The organism is Stenotrophomonas geniculata (assembly GCF_034508895.1).
GTDB lineage: Bacteria > Pseudomonadota > Gammaproteobacteria > Xanthomonadales > Xanthomonadaceae > Stenotrophomonas > Stenotrophomonas geniculata.
In genome coordinates, this window is sequence record NZ_CP140571.1 from 2,568,865 (window position 1) to 2,587,927 (window position 19,063).

Consider the following 19,063-nt stretch of genomic DNA (forward strand, 5'->3'; position numbering starts at 1 on the left):
GCCGCACACGGCCGCAGGACTACCCTTGGCGGTACCGTCCTCGCAGGAGTACCCATGCGGGCCTCCCGTCTTTCCAGTGCTGTTGTGGCGCTTGGCAGCGCCCTGATCCTGTCGGCCTGTGGTGGCCGCACCGCCGACAGCACGTTGCTGCGCGAATCCTTCGACTCCGGCGACACGTTCTCGCGTACCGTCGATGGCCGCCCGGGCGAAGCCTGTGAAGCTGCGCGACGCACCCTGCTCAGCCAGGGCTATGCCATCGCCCGTGCCGATGACGCACAGGTGGAAGGCAACAAGAACTTCCAGCCGCGCGAAGACGACCATGAGCAGCTGGTGCTGCGCATCTCCTGCGCGCCGCGCGGCAACCAGACGCTGGTGTTCGTCAGTGCGGTGCAGGACCGCTATGCGCTGAAGAAGAGCCCGACCTCAGCCAGTGTCGGTGTCGGTGCGCTGGGCTCGGTATCGCTGCCGTTCGGCAGCAACGACGATTCGTTGGTGAAAGTGGCGAGCAGCACGGTCACCGATGCCGATTTCTATCGCCGCTTCTTCCAGCGCCTGCAGCAGTACCTGCCGCCGGCTGCGGGCACGCCATCACCGTTGCCGCCGCCCTCTGCAGTTCCTGAGCCCGCACCCGCCCGCACGGACCAGAGCTGAACGTGCACGGCGGGTTGATGGGCGCGGCCCTGCTGCTGGCGCCCGTGCTGGGCATGGCGGCCACAGCCGCCGACTGTACGCAGGGGCTGCTGCAGCGGCTGGGCTGGCGTTTCGATGAAGCCGCGCTCAGTACGCCGCAGGTCCACGGCGGCGCAGTGTGTACGCGCGCGTCGCTGGCCGAGTCGCAGGCTGCCGGCGACCTGCACGTGCGCTGGCCGGCAGACATGTCTGCTGCAGCGCGCCAGGCGTTGCTGCAGCAGCTGCTGGACGATCCGGCCACGGTCTGCGCCTATGCGTTCGAGCTGGGTGCAGCCACGCAACGTGCCGCTACTGCATTGCAGGGCAATCCAGGATTCCGCTTCTCTGGCCTGCAGCTCGGTTGGATTGGCTTCGGCCTGCACGGCGCACAGGCGCAAAGCTGGCAGCGCACGCGAAGTTTCGGCCGTGGTTTCGTGCCCACTGCGAGCAACAGCCAGGCGCTGCAGGCGTTCTACAGCGGCAATGTGCGCGCCGAATGCGGAGTCGGCCGCCAGGTCGCGCAGCTGGCCACCCAGCGCGAACTGTATGGTGATGCTGCATTCGACGCCGAATTTGCCGCAGAGGAGCTGTCGATCGGCACGTTCCTCGCCCTGCACGGTACCGACAGCATTCTGCTCGGCGCTCATTCCGGCGATTTCTTCGCCGATGGCAAGGCGGTGCGCACCTCGGCGATGGGGCGGCAGGCGTTCGTGGGCGTGCCCGGTTTCATCGAACATGTGTACGACAAGGGCACGCTGGACGACCTGAGCAACCAGGCCGAGAACTTCGTGGTGGTTGAGGTGGGCGCGGACGCTGCGCAGGCCCTGGCCACCCACGGCGGCCTGGCCTGGTACGACCAGCGCAATGTCGAACTATGGAAACTCGCGCAGGACATCCCGCGGATCGGCCAACGCTACTTCGAGCGCCTGCTGTTCGAGCGCGACCCGGACCTTCGTGCACGGCTGGAACCGCGCTACCACGCCACGCTGGCACGCATGGACCAGCTGCTGGACGATCCGTTCTACCAGCAGTTCGTGATCTATGTGCATCCACGCGGTATACGTCCCATCGGCTACCACATCGCCCGCCTGCTTGATCGCAACCCACGAACGCCGTTCTCGATCGACCTGGCGGTGCACAATCTGCATACCACGCTCTACCGGCGTTGGCGCGAGGCGCAGCTGCGCCACTGCGCGGCTACCGGCAGGCCAGGCAGCCTGACCCTAGACCCCAACTGAAGGTGAAACAATGGATATTGCAATGATCGGCCTCGGCCGCATGGGCGCCAACATGGCCCAGCGCCTGCATCGCGGCGGCCACCGCGTGGTCGGCTACGACCCGGGCGAAGGCGCCCGCCAGCGCGCCGCCGAGGCCGGCCTGGAGGTGGTTGATTCTCTGGCTGCGGCCGTAGCCGCACTGCCGGTGCCGCGCGTGGTGTGGCTGATGGTGCCGGCTGGCGAAACCGTCGACCAGACCCTGGGCCAGCTGACCCCGCACCTGGCCGAGGGTGACATCGTCATCGACGGCGGCAACTCCAACTACCAGGACTCGATCCGCCGCGCCAAGGCGCTCGCCGAGGACGATCTGGGCTACGTCGACTGCGGCACCAGCGGTGGCGTGTGGGGCCTGCAGGAGGGCTACAGCCTGATGGTCGGTGGCGAAGCGCCGGTGGTGGAGCAGATCGCACCGCTGCTGCGCACGTTGGCACCGGCTGAAGATCGCGGCTGGGCACGTGTCGGTCCGTCTGGCGCCGGCCACTTCACCAAGATGGTCCACAACGGCATCGAATACGGAATGATGCAGGCCTACGCCGAAGGCTTCGCGTTGATGGAGCGCAAGCAGGAGATGGAGCTGGACCTGGCCCAGGTGGCCGAGGTGTGGCGCCACGGCAGCGTGGTGCGCTCGTGGCTGCTGGACCTGAGCACCGAAGCCCTCAAGCGCAATCCGTCGCTGGATGGCATCGCGCCGTACGTGGAGGATTCTGGTGAAGGCCGCTGGACCGTGGCCGAAGCGATCGCACTGGATGTGCCGGCACCGGTGATCACCTTGTCGCTGCTGGAACGCCTGCGCTCGCGTGAATCCAATTCGTTCACCGACCGCCTGCTGTCGGCGATGCGCAATGAATTCGGCGGCCACGCGATCAAGAAGTCGTAAGCACCGATTGGCGTAGATCCACGCATGGCGTGGATCTACGTGTCGACCAAGGTCGACACCCACCAGGAGCCGATCATGCCATTTCGGCAGATCGCGGATATCTGTCGAAGGTGGGGTGGGTCCGGTTGCGGGGGCGTGAGCGCCATGGATGGCGCGACCGAGGCTACATGGATGTACTTGCGCCGTCCCCCGCAACCGGATCCACCCCGCCATCCCAGGGAATGCCCGCTTTTGACGTTGCTGCTGCCGTTGATTCGGCAGGTGCAGGGCGCAGCCCTGCCGATCACCCCAACGCGATTCGCCGCCCTTCGCGCGCACTGTCCATGCCGGCCTGCAGCAGCCGCATCAACTGCAATGCCTGCACCGGGCTGACCGTGGCTTCTCCGTCGCCATGCATCGCCGCCGCGAACTGTGCATACAGCCGCCGGTAGTCACCGGGCAGGTTGTCGACTGTCGTGCGCTGCACGTTGTCTTCGGCATCGCAGCGCACCAGCTCACCATGCCGCGGATCGATACCCCAGCCTGGCGCACCGGGTGCCACACCGCGGCGCAGCTGCGCCTCCTGCACGTCTAGGCCGTGCTTGATCCAGCTGGCCTTGCTGCCATGCACGCTGAAGTGTGGCGTCTGCGCCGCCACCAGCGAACCGGAATGGATGATCGCGCGATGCCGCGGGTAGTGCAGCACCGCGTGGAAGTAATCGATGCCGCTGCCACCTTCGCGCTGCACGGCCAGATCGGCATCGACCGCCTCGGGCCAGCCGAACAGCACCAGCATCTGGTCCAGCAGGTGCGGGCCCAGGTCGTACCACAGGCCACTGCCGGGGCCATCCTGTTCGCGCCAGCGGTCGCGTACCTGTGGACGGTAGCGATCGAAGTGCGCATGGCACTCGGCAATGTCGCCGAGCGTCCCGTCCGCAAGCAGCGCCTGCAGCGTGAGGAAGTCGGCATCGAAGCGCCGGTTCTGGAACACGGTGGCGATGCGTCCGGCATCGCGTGCCGCAGCCAATACCGTTTCCGCTTGGGCCACGTCCAGCGCGAACGGCTTGTCGACCAGCACATGCTTGCCCGCAGCCAGTGCCGCGGTTGCCAGCGGCGCATGCTGTTCATTCGGCGTGGCGATCACTACGGCATCCACGCCTGGATCGTCGAACACCTCCTGCGGCGTGGAACGCACGTGCACGTCGCTGAACGCGCGCAGCAGCGTGTCGCGCTGCGAGCTCACGATGCTGTGCAGCACCAGGCCCGGCGTGTGCTGGATCAGGGGCGCATGGAAGACGCGGCCGGCAAGGCCGTAGCCGATCAGGGCCAGATGCAGGTCGGGGCGCATGGCAGAGCTCCGGCAGTGGGAAGGGCAGGGTAAACGACCCGCGACGGCAACCCCAAACTGAACCGTTGCCGTTGAATGCGGGTCGATTCACGGCAGCGTGACCGCAGCGCCACGCGTGCTCTACGCCTACTTGTCCAGACTGGCAGCACATTCCGCAGGAGTACGACACGATGAGCAATACGACCCGCACGCTGATTGCCTCGGCCCTTACGCTGGCCCTGGCGCTGTCCTCCTCGGCCGCATTCGCCAAGGATCCGGCCGCGAAGAGTCCCCCCAAGACCGATCATTCGGCAATGACCCACGCCGACCGCCATGATTCCAACGAGCCGGTGACCGACAGCTGGATCACCACCAAGGTGAAGGCTGATCTGCTGGCCAGCAGCAACGTTCCGGGCACGGAGATCAAGGTGGAAACGGTGAACGGCGTGGTCAGCCTCAGTGGCGCCGTGGCGACCCAGGCCGAGAAGGACAAGGCGGTCACCACCGCCAAGGGCATCAAGGGCGTGACCCGCGTCGATGCCGCTGCATTGAAGGTCAGTGCTGCTGCCAAGCGCTGACCCCGGTGGGCGCCCCATGCGGGGCGCCCACTGACCTGTAGAGCCGAGCCATGCTCGGCTGGAACTCCAAGGCAGCCGAGCGTGGGCTCGGCTCTACAGCATCGAATTCCGAACCCGTTCAGCCAACCGCGCTGGAAATTCCAGAGTCGTGACCGCCTGCGCTATATTGCCGGTTCCGCCGCAGTGGGGCCGGTAACGGCAGACGCTTTGCGGCTGTGCTGACGAGGAACTATGGCGCTGGTTTTCAGTGATGACATCTGGGACCGCTGGCGGTTGCCGGCCCTGGCGCTGGCCGCTGCCGCGATCATCGTGGTGCCGTGGTTGACCCTGCGCAAACTGCAGCAGGACAGCGAAGATGCGATGGCCTGGGTCAACCATACCCAGGCTGTCGGTGTGGCGCTGCAACAGCTGCAGGCCGATGTACGCGATGTCGAATCGGCCGCGCTGACCCTGTCCAAGGGCGTGGACGCACCTGGCCTGCGCGAGCGCATGGCCAAAGCCAATGACCTTCCCGGGCGCCTGGCTGAACTGGGGCGGATGACCCGCGACAATCCTGATCAGCTGATCCGCATCGGCCGCATCGAGTCGATGCTGGAAGGGCGCATGGCGCTTGCCCGCGAACTGGCAAAGTCCGAGCCCAACAGTGATCAGCGCGAGCTGGTGCAGGATCTGAGCACGCGTTATCCGATCCGTGGCCTGGTGGAGGAACTGCAGGCCAGCGAGCAGAAACTGCTGACACAGCGTGCCGAGCAGGCTGCCCGCCAGCGCAAGCAGACCGAGCTGGTGTCGTGGAGTTCGCTGGTGATCCAGCTGTCGCTGCTCGGCCTGGTGCTGTGGCTGCTGCAGCGGCAGATTGGTCGCCGCCTGTATGCCGAACGGCAGTCGCTGCGCTCGGCCGCACGTGCAGCCTCGGTGCTGCAGACCGTGCGTGAACCGATCGTGCTGCTCGACCGCGACCTGCGCGTGCAGCTGCACAACCCTGCCTTCGCCGAGTTGTACGGGCTGCAGGATGAACGCGCCGATGGCCTGTTGCTGGACACTGTCGGCGACGGCGCGTGGAAGGATCCCGTGATGCGCCAGCGACTGTCCGATGTGCTGTTGCGCGGCCGCGAACTGTGGGACTTCGAGCATGAACAGCGCGCCGCCGATGGCATGGTGCGCTACATGCTGCTCAACGCGCGGCGCATGCCGCTGCCGGACACCGATGACGAAGTGGTGTTGCTCACGATCAGTGACGTCACCGTGCAGCGTGCCGTGCAGTTGCGGGTGGAGGAACTGAACCGCCAGCTGGAAGGCAAGGTTGCGCAGGTGTCCGAGGTCAACAGGGAACTGGAAGCCTTCAGCTATTCGGTCTCGCACGATCTGCGCGCGCCGCTGCGCCACGTGGCCGGATTCTCCGACAAGCTGTCGCGCCATCTGGGCGACGCCGCCGATGACAAGAGCCGCCATTACCTGGAGGTGATCTCCAGTTCGGCGCGGCGCATGGCGGCACTGATCGACGACCTGCTGGTGTATTCGCGGCTGGGCCGCGCGGCAATGCGCCAGCAGGCGGTGGACATGCAGTCGCTGGTGGCCGATACCCGCGCCATGCTCGATTCCAACCTGCAGGCCGAGGCCGAGAACAGCGGCCACGCGCACCACGTGGAGTGGAGCATCGCACCGCTGCCGATCGTGGTGGGCGATGAGAACATGATCCGCCAGGTCTGGCTGAACCTGCTCGGCAACGCGGTGAAGTATTCGGGCAACCGCGAACCGGCGAAGATCCGCGTGGACTACCAGCCGCAGCCTGACGGCGGTCATCAGTTCACGGTCAGCGACAATGGTGCAGGCTTTGACATGGCCTACGCCGGCAAGCTGTTTGGTGTCTTCCAGCGCCTGCACAAGGCCAGCGACTACCCGGGTACCGGCATCGGCCTGGCCAGCGTGCGCCGCGTGCTCACCCGTCATGGTGGCCGTATCTGGGCCGAGGCTGAACCGGACGTCGGCGCCACCTTCCACTTCTACCTGCCTCCCGCGATCGATGCGGACAAACAAGGGCCTTCTGCATGACCACTCTGCGCACCATTCTTCTCGCCGAAGACAGCCCGGCTGATGCCGAAATGGCGATCGACGCCCTGGAAGAGGCGCGTCTGGCCAACCCCATCGTGCACGTCGAGGATGGCGTGGAAGTGATGGACTACCTGTTGCGCCGTGGTGCCTTTGCCAACCGTGAGGAAGGCGTGCCCGCGGTGCTGCTGCTGGACATCAAGATGCCGCGCATGGATGGCCTGGAAGTGCTGCGGCAGATCCGCGAGCACGAAGAGCTCAAGCGCCTGCCGGTGGTGATCCTGTCGTCCTCGCGCGAGGAAAGTGACCTGGCCCGCAGCTGGGACATGGGCGTGAACGCCTATGTGGTCAAGCCGGTGGACGTGGACCAGTTCTTCGGCGCGGTGCAGACCCTGGGAAAGTTCTGGGCGTTGATCAACCAGGCACCGGAACTCGAGTGAGCCCATGCCCCTGACCGGTCCCGCCCTGGGGGCGCTGCGCATCCTGCTGGTGGAGGACTCACCGGAAGATGCCGAGCTGATGTCCGAACAGATGCTTGATGCGGGCCTGGAGGCCCGTTTCGAGCGTGTCGAGAGCGAGGCTGAACTGCGCCAGGCACTGGTCGCGTTCCAGCCGGACATCGTGCTGTCCGACCTGAGCATGCCGGGATTCTCCGGTGACGACGCGCTGCGCATCGTGCGCGAAACCTCACCGGAAGTGCCCTTCATCTTCGTCTCCGGCACCATGGGTGAGGAGAACGCGGTGGCGGCGCTGCAGAAGGGCGCCAATGACTACATTATCAAGCACCTGCCGGCGCGCCTGCCGTCGGCAGTGGCGCGTGCGATCCGCGATGCACGCAGCGCGATCGAGCGTGCTCGGGTGGAAACCGAACTGATGCGCGCACAGCGCCTGGAAAGCCTGTCGCTGCTCGCCGCCGGCCTCAGTCACGACCTGCGCAACATCCTGCAGCCGCTGCTGATCATGCCGGACCTGCTGAAGGCGCGAACCGACGATCCGCAGCTGCACCATCTGGCCGATGTCATCGCCGAGTGCGGCCGCCGTGGCCATGAGATGGCCGAATCGATGCTGTCGTTCGTGCGCGGTTCGCGCAAGCCGAGCGAACGCATCGAGATCGATGGCCTGTTCGATGCGGTGGCGCTGCTGTTGCGCAGCAACGTGCCCGATGCGGTGCGCCTGGAACTGCAGGTGCAGGACGAAGGCCTGGTGGTCGACGCCAACTACACCGAACTGCAGCAGGTGATGCTGAACCTGGCGCTCAACGCGATCCAGGCGATGCCCAACGGCGGTCGCCTGAGCCTGACCGCCAGCCATGCCGGCCAGCGCGATGGCGTGGACTGGATGCACATCCGGGTGGCTGACGAAGGGATCGGCATGGATGCGGACACACTGTCGCATCTGTTCAATCCATTCTTCACCACCAAGGCCGATGGCACCGGCCTGGGCCTGATCTCCTGCAAACGCATTGTTGAAGGCGCCGGCGGCAGCATCCACGTCAGCAGCCAGCCGGGGCAGGGCACCTGCTTCGAGCTGCGCCTGCCGATGCACGACGCCATTGATGGCAGTGAGCCGATCGAACAGCTGGTGGCACTGGGCAGTGGCCAGTCGATCCTGGTGGTCGATGGCGAAGCCACGCGCCTGTCGCTGCTGGGCAATGCGCTGTCCAGCCAGGGCTACCAGCTGCAGCTGGCGTCCGACGGCCCGGCTGCGCTGCGCTGGATGCAGCAGGAGGCGTTGCCGGCACTGGTGATCGCCGACGCCGGCTCCAAGCTGCTGCCGGCCAGCCAGCTGCTGGGCGAGATGGCGGCACTGGGCTATCGCGGCCCGGCGCTGGTGCTGGAGGACCCTGCGGTGCCGGTCTCGGCCGATGCATTCCCGGCCGGTGTGGAGGTGCATGTGCTGCGCAAGCCGCTGCAGATGCAGCAGGTCTTCCGCGCGGTGGCCGAAGCGCTGGGTTGATGCCGCTGGAGTTCTGTAGAGCCGAGCCTATGCTCGGCTGCTGTTCGTATTGACCTCGACAGCCGAGCATGGGCCCGGCTCTACAGGATGGTTTCCCAGGGGAACCGCGGCAGGGCGTCCACCGCCTGTTCCAGCCGCCGCGACCAGTTCTGATGGATGTCGGCATACAACGCCGAATCCGCGCCCAGCCGCAGCTGCTGGCCGATGCGCAGCTCGCCGTCGCGCAGCAGCGCAAGATCGATCGGCAGGCCCACCGACAGGTTGGAACGGATGGTGGAGTCCAGCGAGACGATCGCCGTGCGCGCCGCGTCTTCCAGGCGGGTGGCCGGGCTGAGAATGCGGTCGAGGATCGGCTTGCCATACTTGGACTCACCGATCTGCAGGTAGGGCGTCTCCGGCGAGGCGGCGATGGCGTTGCCGAGCGGGTAGATCATGTACAGACCGGGCCGCTCGCCAGCGATCTGGCCGCCGAAGATCAGCGTGGCCTGGGTGTTGACCCCATCGTGGCCATGTTCGCTGTGGCTGCTGTGCACCTGGCTGTCCACCAGCAGCTGGCCGACGTACTCGGCAGCCTCGAACAGGTGGGTCATGTCGTGCAGGTTGGGCGTGCGTCGTTCACTGGCGTCGCGCCCCAGGCGCGACACCAGCAGCTGGGTGGTGGCCAGGTTGCCAGCCGCCATCAGCACGTAGGCTGCCTGGCCGGGGTACTCGAACACGTGCAGCTTGCGGTGCACGCGCACATCGTCCAGCGAGGCATTGGTCCGGGTGTCGGCAGCGAAGACCAGGCCCTCGTCCACCTCGATTCCAACGCAATAGGTCATGTCGGTGCCCTATCATGTGCGTCCCGGATTGTAGGCAGGCCGCCGTGACGACGGCATGTCCACGCCCCCCAAGTGCCGTCACCTGAACCGCATGACCACCGTGCTCCTGAGCTTGGGCAGCAACGTCCAGCCCCGCCGCTACCTCCACGCCGCGGTGACGGCCCTGCGCGAGCGCTTCGGCGCGCTGCGGGTGTCGCCGGCCTACCGTACTGCCGCGGTCGGCTTCGACGGCCCGGCCTTCCTCAACAACGCCGTGGCGATCGACACCGACCTGCCCCTCCAGGAACTGGACGACTGGCTGCACGCGCTGGAAGACGCGCACGGCCGCGACCGCAGCGGGCCGCGCTTCTCCGACCGGACCCTGGACATCGACGTGGTGTTCTACGGTGACCTGGTGGTGGAAGGCCCCGGCCACCTGCGCATCCCGCGCCCGGAGCTGAAGCATGCCTTCGTGCTGAAGCCGCTGGCCGACATCGCCCCGGACTTCATCGACCCGGTCAGCGGATTGGACCTGGCCACGCTGTGGCGTGCGCACACGCAGTTTGGCGAAGCGTTCGAGGTGGTCGACCTGGAATGAGGGAGGTCGCCGGCCAGCGGCCGGCACTACCGGTAGTGCCGGTCGCTGGCCGGCAACGCTTCAACTGACCGTGCGCCCGCCATCCACGCGCAGGGTGTGGCCGGTGACGAAGCTGGCTTCGGCCACCAGCCAGTACACCGCTTCGGCAATCTCCTCGACCGTGCCGATCCGCGCCAGCGGCGTGCGCGCCAGCAGCGCCTCGCGGGCGAAATCGTCCTTGCCCTGTTCCGGCCACAGGATCGCGCCGGGCGCCACCGCATTGACCCGCACCTTCGGCGCCAGCTCCAGCGCCAGCGAGCGGGTGGCCATCTCCAGCGCGGCCTTGGCCATCGTGTAGGCGATGTGGTCCCGCATCGGGTCGGTGCCGTGCAGGTCGGTCAGGTTGACGATGCAGCCCTGCTGGCGGCGCAGGTAGGGCGCCGCCGCCTGTGACAGCAGCAGCGGCGCGCGCGCGTTGACCGCATACAGCTCGTCCATTGCCTCGGCGGTGACCTGACCGAGCGGGGTGGGGAAGAAGTTGGAGGCATTGTTGACCAGCGCGTCCAGGCGGCCGAAGTGGGTGACGGCCTGTTCCACCAGGTCGGGCAGGGCGTCGGCGTCACGCAGGTCGGCCTGCAGGGCCAGCACGCTGCCTGGGCGCACGTTGTCGAAATCGAACGCGGCCTGCTGCAGCTCGGCGCTGGAGGTGTTGGCGTGCAGCACCACCGACCAGCCACAGGCGTGGAACTGGCGGGCGATGGCCGCACCGATCCGGCGCGCGCTGCCGGTGATCAGGACCACGGGGTGGGTGTCGCTCATCGAGGGTCCTCCAAGGCTCGGCTATCCTGTGCACCATTGTCACCGCATTCGAAGACGCCATGCAGCCCACCTTCCCCCTGCCCGAAGCCGATGCCCTGGCCCACAGCGACCAGCTGGCCGCCGCCCTGCGCGCCGAGATCCTTGCCCAGGGCGGGGCGATGCCCTTCTCGCGCTTCATGGAACTGTGCCTGTATACCCCTGGCTGGGGTTACTACAGTGCCGGCGCCAGCAAGTTCGGTGGCAGTGGTGACTTCACCACCGCGCCCGAGCTTGGCAGCCTGTTCGCCGGCAGCGTGGCCAATGCGCTGGCGCCGGTGTTCGCGCAGCTGGGTGCACAGGCGCGGATGCTGGAACTGGGCGGCGGTACCGGCGCCTTTGCCGAGGCCGTGCTGCTGCGCCTGGCCGAACTGGACGCGCTGCCGTCGCGCTATGCCATCCTCGAACCCAGCGCCGACCTGCGCGAGCGACAGCAGCAGCGCCTGCAGCAGAACCTGCCGGCCGAGCTGGCCGCGCGCGTGGACTGGGTCGACCGCCCGTTCGAAGAGGACTGGGAAGGCGTGGTGTTCGCCAACGAGGTGATCGACGCGCTGCCGACGCCGCGCTTCCTGATCCGCGATGGCGAGGTCTATGAGGAAACCGTCGAGCTGGATGCCGAAGGCAACTTCATCCGTGGTGCGCAGCCGGCCGATATTCTGCTCAACGGTGCGGTGCGCCACATCGAGCGCTACCTGGAAAAGCCCTTCGCCGAAGGCTACCGCTCCGAGGTGCTGCCGCAGCTGCCGTACTGGCTGCAGGCGGTGGCCGGCGGCCTGCAGCGTGGCGCGATGCTGTTCGTCGACTACGGTTACAACCGCGGCGAGTTCTACCAGCCCGACCGCGACGATGGCACCGTGCGCGCGTTCTACCGCCACCACGTGCACAACGACGTGCACCGCTGGCCGGGCCTGCAGGACATTACGGCGTCGGTGGATTTCACCGCGATGGCCGAGGCCGGCATGCACGGCGGTTTCGAGCTGGCCGGCTACTGCAGCCAGGCCAGCTTCCTGCTCGGTAATGGCCTGGACCAGGTGCTGCTGCTGGCCGAGGAACGCACCGACGAGGTCGGCCGCATCCAGTTGCGCGACCAGGTGAAGAAGCTGACCCTGCCGACCGAGATGGGCGAGCGCTTCCAGGCCATCGGCCTGCAGCGTGGCGTCGATTTCGAACCGGCCTTCGAACTGGGTGACCTGAGCTGGCGCCTGTGAGCGAGGTGTTGCCGGTGATCAAGCCACTGCGGCGGCCGCGGTTGTGGGCCGTGCTGTGGGGTTTGGCCGTGCTGCTGGTGATTGTGGTCTGCCTGATCCCGCCACCGCCGATTCCGTTGCCGGAAAACAGCGACAAGGGCGAACACTTCCTCGCCTATTTCATCCTGGCAGGCAGCGCGGTGCAGCTGTTCCGTCGGGGCCGCCCGCTGCTGTGGGTGGGCGTGGGCCTGGTGCTGATGGGCATCGGCATCGAGTTCGCGCAGGGCGCGCTGACCAGCAACCGCATGGCCGACCCGATGGATGCCATCGCCAACACGATCGGTGTGCTCGCCGGCATGGCCACCGCACTGACCCCGCTGCGCGACCTGCTGCTGCGCTGGCGCGGGTGAGGTTCCTGTAGAGCCGAGCCCATGCTCGGCTTTCCGGTTGAAAAGCAGCCGAGCATGGGCCCGGCTCTACAGTAGATCCACGCGATGCGTGGATCCGGCCGCAAAGCGCAACCAAGGTTGGCACCTACCTGAGCGTGACCTCATCCAGCACCCACATCGCCGGGCGCGTGTCGCCGGTGAAGTTGATGCACAGATCGCCGTTGCCAGCGGTGCCCTTCGGCAGCGCCGCGCGCAGGGTCACGAAGCCGTCGGCATCGGTCTGCGCCGGCAGCGGCACCTGAGCCAGCACCTTGCCCGTGCAATCACCGCGGCGGATCAGCATTTCACCGTGTGCGCTCCGGGCCTTTTCGAAGCGGCGCTTCGGCTCGTCGTGGGCCAGCTGGAAGTAGTACGGAATACGCCCCGCACGCACTTCCACGTTGCCGATGCCGTCCAGCTGCGCCTGCGGCCAGCGCCAGCACGGCTGGAAGATGTCCACGTTGAACACCGCACGCGTTCCCTCACGCGGGCCATCGTCTTCCAGGCGCAATACCAGGCCCTTCGTGCCCACGCAGCTGAGCAGCTCATCGCTGCGGCGGCTGAGCAGCGACTGCACGGTGAATGCGGCGATGGTCGGCTTCGCGGCCAGCATCTGCCCCTGGTAGAACGCCGCCGCCTGCACGGTGGTCGGCAGTTTCCCGGTCAGCGGCCGCTGGTACAGCGGCGACTGCGCGGTCACCGGTTGGCCATCGGTGCTGTAGCGCACTTCATAACCCAGCGGATTGGCCAGCGACACGGTCACTGTGCCGGCCGCGCGGTTGTCGGTGTAGTCCACGCCCACTTCGAACGGGGTCTGCGCATAGGCCAGGCCCCAGGCACGGTAGCGCTGCAGTTGGGAGGGCAGGCGCGCGAGGAAATCGCGGAAGTCGCGATGCTCCGGCGTGCTCCAGCCGGTCTCGGCCACCGCGGCCAGGCGCGGGAACAGGTTGTGCTGCAGGCGTGCATAGCTGCGCGTGTGCTCGGTGAACATGTTGGCCTGCAGGCCCAGGATGTGCCCACGCTTGTCGGCGGCCAGCTCGGCCGGCACCGGCTCGAAGTTGTAGAGCTTGCCGAGGTTGACCTGGGTCGGACGGCCCGGCGGTTCATTTGGCGAGGCCGTCTGCAGGTAATCCAGGTACAGGTAGCCGACCGGCGACATGATCACGTCATGGCCGGCGCTGGCCGCAGCCAGGCCGCCTTCGGTGCCCTGCCACGACATCACTGTGGCCTGCGGCGGCAATCCGCCTTCGAGGATTTCGTCCCAGCCGATCAGGCGCCGGTCGTGTTCCTCCAGGAAGGTTTCCAGGCGCTTGATGATGTGGCTCTGCATGGCCATTTCATTCTTGATGCCCAGCGCACGCATGCGCTGCTGCACCCGCTTGGATGCTTCCCACTGGTCCTTCACCGCCTCGTCGCCACCGACGTGCACGTACCTGGCCGGGAACAGCGCGATCACTTCTTCCAGCACGTTCTCGAGGAAGGTGACGGTGCTGTCCTCCACGTTGAACAGGTTCGGGAACACGCCCCATTCGCTGATCGGCTTCAGCGGCGTATCGATGGTGCCCAGCTCCGGATACGCGGCAATCGCAGCAGTCGCGTGGCCCGGTACATCGATTTCCGGAATCACCTGGATATGCAGCTTCGCGGCATAGGCGATCACTTCGCGGATCTGCTCCTGGGTGTAGAAGCCGCAGTACGGATGCTCCTGGCCGCTGACCGGATCGATGCCGCCGTCACCGGCCGGCAGGCGGCAGCTGCCCACGTCGGTCAGCTTCGGGTAGCGCTTGATCTCCATGCGCCAGCCCTGGTCGTCGGTCAGGTGCCAGTGGAAGGTGTTGAGCTTGTGCGCGGCCATCGCGTCGAGCACGTGCTTGATCTCGTCCAGGCTCTGGAAGTGACGGGCGGAGTCGAGCATGAAGCCGCGCCAGCTGAAGCGCGGCGCGTCCTGGATCTGCACTGCGGGCAGCACGCGGTTGCTGCCGCCGGTGGCGAGCTGGGCGAGGGTGGTCGCGCCGTAGAACAGGCCGGTTTCGTTGCCAGCCTGCACCAGCACGCCCTGTGCGGTGCTTTCCAGCGTGTAGCCCTCGCCGCTGTCGCGGAAGGTGGGCACGATCTGGAAGCGGATGCTGCCGGCCTTGGCGCTGGCTTTGCCCTTGGCCAGTGCCAGGCGCGGGCCACCGCTGCGGGCCAGCAGGTCGGCGAACTGGTTGGCGACGCGCTGCGCGGCTTCGCCTTCGGCCTGCAGCACGGTATCGGCGCGCACGGTGATGCCGCTGCCCTGGCCGCGCTGCACGGTGGCCGGGGCGGGAATCAGCATCAGGCTGCCGGCGCGCAGCTGCGGGCCGGGTGCTTCAGCGGCAGGCGTGGGGTCGGCGGCAAGTGCCGGCAGCGCCGGCAACAGGGCGAGCAGGCTGCCCAGCAGCACTGCGCTGCGCATCCGGGCGCGGGAAGGCTTGACCATCGGTACGACTCCTTGGAACGGTGCGATGAACGCTATACATGAAAAACGCCGGGCCCGGAATGACCCAGGCCCGGCGTGCGTGCACGACTCGGCGATGTTGCTGCCGCTGGATCAGTACTTGAAGCGGAAGTTGAGGTAGTACTGGCGACCGTTGCTGTAGAACGAGGTCGGGATCGCCGCGGTCTGGTAGTACTTGTAGGTCGGGTTGTTGAGGTTGAGCGCATCGAAGCTGATGCTCAGCCAGTCGGTGGCCTTGTAGCTCAGCGACGCCGACAGGGTGCCGAAGTCATCCTGGTAGTACGGGTTGGCGCCGGACAGGCCGATCAGGAACGACGAACGGCGGGTGTAGCTGACGCGTGCACCGAAGGTATCGTTCTCGAAGTAGGCACCGACGTTGTAGGTGTTCTTCGAAGTGCCCAGCAGGTTGTCGCTGCCGTCGGCCCAGGTGTGGTCGGTGCTGCCATCGGCGTAGGTGTAGTTGGCATTGACACCGAAGTACTCGCCGATCGGCTGCTCATAGGCCACTTCGATACCGCGGACCTTGCCGTCGGCATTGCGCGGGCGGGAGATGTTGTATTCCTCGAGACGGTTGGTCAGCTCGCTGAACAGCATCTCCTTTTCGGTGCTGAAGGCCACGTAGTCCTTCAGGCGCATCGAGTAGGCACCGATCGACAACATGCCGCGCGGCATGAAGTACCACTCCAGGTTGGCATCGAAGTTGGTCGACACCACCGGCTTCAGCTTCGGATTGCCGCCACCGCCAGTCCGGTTCAGGTCCGAACCGTAGGACGAGGCACCCAGTGCCGAGAAGTCCGGCAGGGTCTGGGTCTGCGAGGCGGCCACGCGCAGCACCAGGTCGTCGCGCAGGTCGTACTTGAAGTTGGCGCTCGGCAGCACGCGGTTGTGCTTGTTCTCGAAAGCTTCGCGGGTCCACGCGCCGAACAGGCTGCTCACGTCCGGCACGGTCGAGCCGGTGGCGGCGGCGTAGGTATCGATATCCTGCTTGATGTTGACGTAGCGCAGGCCGACGTTGCCGCTCCAGCGGTCGCCGCTGAAGTTGCCCTGTACGTACGCGGCGAAGTTCTTCTCGGACACCTTCCACTCGGCGCCGTAGTTGTGGCGGCCGGTCGGGCCGTCATTGCCGGACAGCCAAGTGGAGTTGTTGGTCACCGCTTCCTTCAGCGCACCCGGGGTGAAGTACCACAGGTCACGCGGGAAGCTGCCACCGATGCCGTTGGCAAAGCCGCCGGGGAAGTTGGCGGTAGCGCCGTTCTTCAGCGCATTCCAGATCGCGCCCGGGGTTGCGCCTTCCGGCGACTTGGCCTCGCGCTTGTGGTCGCCGAAGCGGGCGCCGAAATCGATCGAGTTCAGTACGCCAGCGTCGGCGAAGTACTGGTTGAAATCGAGCGTGGCCCACTTTTCCTTGTCGATCGCGGTGACCTGCTGGTTGCCCCAGGTGCCGAAGTCGGTCACGCCGCTCGGGCCGATGTTGCCACCGACGTTCCAGTCGATCGGCGAGCCGTTGCCGTGGGTTGCCCAGGTGGCGCCGCCACCACGGGCCAGGTTGACTTCGGCGATGTACTGGCGCGGCGTTTCGCCGGTGCCCTTGGTGCTGCCAGCCTGGAACTTCATGCCCAGGTTGTCGCTGATCTGCCAGTCGGCATCGAAGGTGATGTAGTTGGTCTTGGCCTTCGACTCGCGGTAGATCATGTCGTACACCGCGTAGTCGCGGTCGGCCTGGCCGGCGAAGGTGGCGTTGGACAGCACGCCATCCTTGACGACGTAACCCGGATTCGGGGCCTGGCCCGGAATCAGGATCTTGTTGCCATTGGCATCTTCAACGGTACGGTCGTTGAGGATGCGGCCGCCCCACAGCATGAAGTTGCGGTTGTAGTTGTTCGCCTTCAGTTCCGAGCTGAAGCCTTCCAGGCCGAGGGTCAGGTTGTCCATCGGCTTGAACTGCAGCGACACCAGGCCGCCCTTGCGCTCGCGGGTCTGTTCAAACAGGGTCGAGCCGAGCAGGCCCGGCGCGTACACGCCGGCCAGGTCCGGGTTGGACTTGGCCACGGTGCCATTCGGATCGATCTGGAAGAAGCCGCCCGGGATTTCCTGCGCTTCGCGGCGCAGCTCGCGCTTCTGGCTGAAGGCCTGCACCATCACGCCGAAGTTGCCTTCGTCGTTCTTGTAGTTGAACAGTGCCGACAGCTGCGGGTCGTTGGACTTGGCCTGGTCCGAACGCACCATGCCGATGGAGCCTTCCGCAGTGAGCTGCTTGGAGAATTCCAGCGGCTTGCGGGTGAGGATGTTGACGGTACCGGTGGTGCCGCCGTCCTGCAGCTTGGCCTGCGAGGACTTGTTCACTTCCACCGAGCGCACCAGTTCCGACGGCAGCAACGAGTAGCTGACGCTGCGGCCGACGTTGTTGCCCTGGCTGAGCACGAACCAGTCGGCGGTGCCGACGGTGTGGCCGTTGATCAGGGTCTGGGTCAGGCTCGGGCTGGTACCGCGCAGGCTGACACGGTCGGCTTCGTCGAAGCCGCCTTCGTCGGCGCTGGACGAGCTGATGTTCACGCCCGGCAGGCGCTGCAGCGTATCGGCGACGTTGTGCGCGGGCAGCTTGCCCACGTCTTCGGCGGTGACCACTTCCACGCGGGCATTGGCTTCGCGCTTGGTATCCAGCGACTTTTCCATCGAACCACGGATGCCGGTGACCTGCACGGTATCCAGGTCGGTGGCGGTCTGGGCGGCCTGCTGCGCGTGCGCACTGAAGGCGATGCAGCTGACGATGGCGGCCGAAAGCAGGGTCTTGCGGGTGTTCATGATGTCTCTCCTCATCACTCGATTGGATGCCGGCGGCGGTGTTCGGTTACGGTTGCGATGACATGCGCGGGGCGGCGGCGAAGTCCCGTGCGTTGGCGTGCCACGTACTGCGTGCTGCGATTGCGTTGAAGCCTGTTGCGGTGTCAGGCGGCCGACTGCTGCTGCAGGTACCAGCTTGCAGCGCCGACCACGCCCAGCTGGCCGTGTTCGACGACCTTCACCGGGATGCGTGCCAGTGCTTCGCCCATCGGCCCCTTCTGCAGGTAGCGTTCGACGAAGGTGCTGGCGTGCAGGTATTCGCGGATCTGCGGCAGGATGCCGCCGGCCAGGTAGACGCCACCGTGGGCGCCGTAGAACAGGGCCATGTCGCCGATGGTGCTGCCGAGCAGGCCGCAGAACACATCCAGCGCCTGGCGCGCGCGTGCATCGGTATCGGCCATGGCGGCGGCGGTGACCGCATCGGGGCTGGCCAGCGTCGGTGCCTGCCCCTGCAGCGCACACACCGCGCGGTACAGGTTCATCAGGCCCGGGCCGGAGATCGCATGTTCGATCGATACATGGGCGCGGTCGCGCTGCATGTGGCGGACGATGGCCATTTCCAGTTCGGTGCTGGCGGCCAGGGTCGGCTGGCCGGCTTCGGTGGGAAGCACCACCGGGCCGTGCGCGGTGGGAATCCACAGTGCTGCACCGAGGCCGGTACCGGGGCCGACCACCAGGGTCGGACCGCGCGTGGCGGTGTCCGGCCCGCACAGGTGCAGCACGCCGCTGGCGTCCACCTGCGCGGCGGCATAGGCCACCGCTTCGAAGTCGTTGACGATGTAGACGCGCTGCAGGCCGACGTCGGCCTCCACCTGGCGCGCCGACAGCGGCCACGGCAGGTTGGCGGTGATCACCGTGCCGTCCTCGCGGGCATAGCCGGCGCTGGCGACCACGCAGTGCGTGGGCCGCGGGCCTTCGCCGAGGAAGTCGGACAGGATCGCGCTGAGGCCGGCATGGTCGGCATTGCGGTACTTGCGGTACTCCAACACCTGCACCGGGTGGGCGGCGTCACCGCTGGCCTGGACCCGGGCCACGCGCACATGGGTGCCACCGACGTCGGCGGCCAGGAACGAGGGCGCGACTCGGGACAGGACATGGGCCGGGGCGGGGTGGCTGGCGGTCACGCGGGCTCCTGCTGCAGGTGGGGCCGGCCCCGGGATCGGGGGCGGCGATTGGGGCGGAGTCTG

The 19,063-nt window shown here is 66.8% G+C and carries 16 protein-coding genes; 10 read left to right on the forward strand and 6 right to left on the reverse strand.

Features of this window, described 5'->3' with window-relative positions:
- Positions 1 to 54 precede the first annotated feature (54 nt).
- The 3 genes from RI032_RS11900 to gnd are packed head-to-tail and all read left to right on the forward strand — an operon-like array spanning position 55 to position 2,823.
- Entirely contained in the window at positions 55 to 651 is a 597-nt protein-coding gene (locus RI032_RS11900) for a DUF2242 domain-containing protein (RefSeq protein ID WP_322547037.1), read from the forward strand.
- Between the two features lie 17 nt (positions 652 to 668).
- A complete protein-coding gene (locus tag RI032_RS11905) occupies positions 669 to 1,907 on the forward strand; it encodes a hypothetical protein (protein WP_322547038.1) in 1,239 nt (412 codons plus the stop codon).
- 10 nt (positions 1,908 to 1,917) lie between these two features.
- On the forward strand, positions 1,918 to 2,823 hold the full coding sequence (gene gnd / locus RI032_RS11910; protein WP_043401640.1) for a phosphogluconate dehydrogenase (NAD(+)-dependent, decarboxylating): 906 nt from the start codon (positions 1,918 to 1,920) through the stop codon (positions 2,821 to 2,823).
- Between the two features lie 283 nt (positions 2,824 to 3,106).
- Here the strand turns inward: gnd and RI032_RS11915 are convergent, their stop codons facing one another.
- On the reverse strand, positions 3,107 to 4,150 hold the full coding sequence (locus RI032_RS11915) for an oxidoreductase (RefSeq protein ID WP_322547039.1): 1,044 nt from the start codon (positions 4,148 to 4,150) through the stop codon (positions 3,107 to 3,109).
- Positions 4,151 to 4,320: 170 nt separating this feature from the next.
- On the opposite strand from RI032_RS11915, the gene RI032_RS11920 reads away from it, so the two are divergent.
- The 4 genes from RI032_RS11920 (at position 4,321) to RI032_RS11935 (ending at position 8,709) form a co-directional block, all read left to right on the forward strand.
- Positions 4,321 to 4,707 (forward strand): BON domain-containing protein, encoded by a 387-nt coding sequence (locus tag RI032_RS11920; RefSeq protein ID WP_010480966.1) that lies wholly within the window; start codon positions 4,321 to 4,323, stop codon positions 4,705 to 4,707.
- A gap of 231 nt (positions 4,708 to 4,938) precedes the next feature.
- Entirely contained in the window at positions 4,939 to 6,756 is a 1,818-nt protein-coding gene (locus RI032_RS11925; protein WP_043401644.1) for a sensor histidine kinase, read from the forward strand.
- Positions 6,753 to 7,193: a response regulator gene (locus RI032_RS11930; RefSeq protein ID WP_322547041.1), complete on the forward strand. Its 441-nt coding sequence runs from the start codon at positions 6,753 to 6,755 to the stop codon at positions 7,191 to 7,193. Before RI032_RS11925 ends, RI032_RS11930 begins: the two co-directional genes overlap by 4 nt.
- 4 nt (positions 7,194 to 7,197) lie before the next feature.
- The gene (locus RI032_RS11935) at positions 7,198 to 8,709 is read left to right on the forward strand and encodes a hybrid sensor histidine kinase/response regulator (protein WP_010480961.1); all 1,512 of its coding nucleotides are present in this window, start codon (positions 7,198 to 7,200) and stop codon (positions 8,707 to 8,709) included.
- An 80-nt stretch (positions 8,710 to 8,789) separates the two neighbouring features.
- Here the strand turns inward: RI032_RS11935 and RI032_RS11940 are convergent, their stop codons facing one another.
- Complete coding sequence (locus tag RI032_RS11940) at positions 8,790 to 9,530, reverse strand: proteasome-type protease (protein WP_010480959.1); 741 nt, start codon at positions 9,528 to 9,530, stop codon at positions 8,790 to 8,792.
- 91 nt (positions 9,531 to 9,621) lie between these two features.
- On the opposite strand from RI032_RS11940, the gene folK reads away from it, so the two are divergent.
- On the forward strand, positions 9,622 to 10,107 hold the full coding sequence (gene folK / locus RI032_RS11945) for a 2-amino-4-hydroxy-6-hydroxymethyldihydropteridine diphosphokinase (protein ID WP_010480956.1): 486 nt from the start codon (positions 9,622 to 9,624) through the stop codon (positions 10,105 to 10,107).
- A 60-nt stretch (positions 10,108 to 10,167) separates the two neighbouring features.
- Here folK and RI032_RS11950 read toward each other — a convergent pair whose 3' ends face one another.
- Positions 10,168 to 10,905, reverse strand: coding sequence for a pteridine reductase (locus RI032_RS11950; RefSeq protein WP_008265570.1), 738 nt, complete (start codon positions 10,903 to 10,905; stop codon positions 10,168 to 10,170).
- Between the two features lie 59 nt (positions 10,906 to 10,964).
- Between RI032_RS11950 and RI032_RS11955 the strand changes: the two genes are divergently transcribed.
- Together RI032_RS11955 and RI032_RS11960 are read left to right on the forward strand one after the other, a co-directional pair.
- Positions 10,965 to 12,149 (forward strand): class I SAM-dependent methyltransferase, encoded by a 1,185-nt coding sequence (locus RI032_RS11955; protein WP_053443522.1) that lies wholly within the window; start codon positions 10,965 to 10,967, stop codon positions 12,147 to 12,149.
- On the forward strand, positions 12,146 to 12,538 hold the full coding sequence (locus tag RI032_RS11960) for a VanZ family protein (protein ID WP_010480949.1): 393 nt from the start codon (positions 12,146 to 12,148) through the stop codon (positions 12,536 to 12,538). Before RI032_RS11955 ends, RI032_RS11960 begins: the two co-directional genes overlap by 4 nt.
- A 124-nt stretch (positions 12,539 to 12,662) precedes the next feature.
- Here the strand turns inward: RI032_RS11960 and RI032_RS11965 are convergent, their stop codons facing one another.
- The 3 genes from RI032_RS11965 to RI032_RS11975 all read right to left on the reverse strand — a co-directional run bounded on the left by RI032_RS11965 (position 12,663) and on the right by RI032_RS11975 (position 19,000).
- On the reverse strand, positions 12,663 to 15,017 hold the full coding sequence (locus tag RI032_RS11965) for a beta-N-acetylhexosaminidase (protein WP_322547042.1): 2,355 nt from the start codon (positions 15,015 to 15,017) through the stop codon (positions 12,663 to 12,665).
- Between the two features lie 111 nt (positions 15,018 to 15,128).
- Positions 15,129 to 17,837: a TonB-dependent receptor gene (locus RI032_RS11970; RefSeq protein WP_010480947.1), complete on the reverse strand. Its 2,709-nt coding sequence runs from the start codon at positions 17,835 to 17,837 to the stop codon at positions 15,129 to 15,131.
- A gap of 143 nt (positions 17,838 to 17,980) precedes the next feature.
- Positions 17,981 to 19,000 carry a glucokinase family protein gene (locus RI032_RS11975; protein WP_010480946.1) on the reverse strand — a complete coding sequence of 340 codons (1,020 nt, stop codon included), beginning with the start codon at positions 18,998 to 19,000 and terminating at the stop codon, positions 17,981 to 17,983.
- Positions 19,001 to 19,063 lie beyond the last annotated feature (63 nt).

Coding starts and splice junctions, on each gene's coding strand:
- RI032_RS11950 (WP_008265570.1), bottom strand. CDS start 10,905: ATGAGCGACACCCACCCCGTGGTCCTGATCACCGGCAGCGCGCGCCGG.
- RI032_RS11920 (WP_010480966.1), top strand. CDS start 4,321: ATGAGCAATACGACCCGCACGCTGATTGCCTCGGCCCTTACGCTGGCC.
- RI032_RS11970 (WP_010480947.1), bottom strand. CDS start 17,837: ATGAACACCCGCAAGACCCTGCTTTCGGCCGCCATCGTCAGCTGCATC.
- RI032_RS11935 (WP_010480961.1), top strand. CDS start 7,198: ATGCCCCTGACCGGTCCCGCCCTGGGGGCGCTGCGCATCCTGCTGGTG.
- gnd (WP_043401640.1), top strand. CDS start 1,918: ATGGATATTGCAATGATCGGCCTCGGCCGCATGGGCGCCAACATGGCC.
- RI032_RS11940 (WP_010480959.1), bottom strand. CDS start 9,530: ATGACCTATTGCGTTGGAATCGAGGTGGACGAGGGCCTGGTCTTCGCT.
- folK (WP_010480956.1), top strand. CDS start 9,622: ATGACCACCGTGCTCCTGAGCTTGGGCAGCAACGTCCAGCCCCGCCGC.
- RI032_RS11955 (WP_053443522.1), top strand. CDS start 10,965: ATGCAGCCCACCTTCCCCCTGCCCGAAGCCGATGCCCTGGCCCACAGC.
- RI032_RS11905 (WP_322547038.1), top strand. CDS start 669: ATGGGCGCGGCCCTGCTGCTGGCGCCCGTGCTGGGCATGGCGGCCACA.
- RI032_RS11930 (WP_322547041.1), top strand. CDS start 6,753: ATGACCACTCTGCGCACCATTCTTCTCGCCGAAGACAGCCCGGCTGAT.
- RI032_RS11965 (WP_322547042.1), bottom strand. CDS start 15,017: ATGGTCAAGCCTTCCCGCGCCCGGATGCGCAGCGCAGTGCTGCTGGGC.
- RI032_RS11915 (WP_322547039.1), bottom strand. CDS start 4,150: ATGCGCCCCGACCTGCATCTGGCCCTGATCGGCTACGGCCTTGCCGGC.
- RI032_RS11900 (WP_322547037.1), top strand. CDS start 55: ATGCGGGCCTCCCGTCTTTCCAGTGCTGTTGTGGCGCTTGGCAGCGCC.
- RI032_RS11925 (WP_043401644.1), top strand. CDS start 4,939: ATGGCGCTGGTTTTCAGTGATGACATCTGGGACCGCTGGCGGTTGCCG.